This is a genomic window from Nguyenibacter vanlangensis (genome assembly GCF_013376155.1).
Taxonomy (GTDB): Bacteria; Pseudomonadota; Alphaproteobacteria; order Acetobacterales; family Acetobacteraceae; genus Gluconacetobacter; species Gluconacetobacter vanlangensis.
Genome location: NZ_JABXXP010000865.1, coordinates 1 through 1,067 on the forward strand (window position 1 = coordinate 1; position 1,067 = coordinate 1,067).

Annotated in this window: 1 protein-coding gene; it reads left to right on the plus strand. The window is 67.3% G+C overall.

The annotated features are described in order from the left end of the window. On the plus strand, positions 1–1,016 hold a 1,016-nt coding region (locus HUK84_RS19735; protein WP_176641723.1), incomplete at its 5' end, for an ABC1 kinase family protein. Positions 1,017–1,067: the final 51 nt, after the last annotated feature.

The window sequence follows — 1,067 nt, forward strand, 5'->3', positions numbered from 1 at the left end:
GGTTCGAGCACGAGGCCGCCGCCGCCGCCAGCCTGGGGCAGGTCCACAGCGCCATCCTGCCGGACGGCCGCCGCGTGGCCTGCAAGCTGCAATATCCCGACATGCAGGCGACGGTGGATTCCGACCTGCGGCAATTCCGCATGGCGGTCGGGCTGTATTACCGCATCGACAGCACGATCAAGCAGGACGACGTGCTGGTGGAGCTGACCGCCCGCCTGCAGGAGGAACTGGATTACACGCGTGAGGCCGCCAATCTGCGGCTCTATCGCCTGATGCTGGCGGATTATCCCAAGGTCAGCGTCCCCGCGCCGGTCGAGGACCTGTCCACGCGCCGGCTGCTGACCATGGACTGGCTGGACGGGCGCGGCGTGCAGACGGTGCTGGACGCCAACCCGACGCTGGAGCAGCGCAACGCCATGGCGCTGGCGCTGTTCCAGGCCTGGTACGTGCCGCTCTATCGCTACGGGGTCATCCATGGCGACCCGCATATGGGCAATTTCACCGTGCGCGACGATTACGGGCTGAACCTGCTGGACCTGGGGGCGATCCGCATCTTCCACGCCAGGTTCGTGCAGGGGATCATCGACCTCTATCGGGCGCTCGAGCGCGATGACGAGGATCTGGCCTATCACGCCTATCAGGCTTGGGGCTTCACCGACATGTCGCGCGAAACGATGCGGGTGCTGAATGAATGGGCCCGCTTCATCTACGAACCGCTGATGCAGGACCGCGTTCGCCCGATTCAGGAAAGCGGCGATCCGCAATTCGGCCGCGCGGTCGCCGAGCGGGTCTATGCCGGGCTGAAACGGACCGGCGGCGTGCGGCCGCCGCGCGAATTCGTATTGGTCGACCGCTCGGCGATCGGGCTGGGCAGCGTGTTCCTGCGCCTGGGCGCACAGTTGAACTGGTACCGGCTGTTCCAGGAACTGATCGCCGATTTCGACGCGGCCCAGTTGGCCGCCCGGCAGGAGAACGCGCGGCAGGCCGCCCGCGTCCCGGCCCCGATCGAGGGGTAAGTTTCAGAATGGCAGGACGTGCTGCGCGGGCCGCGCCTCGTCCCGGCTGGC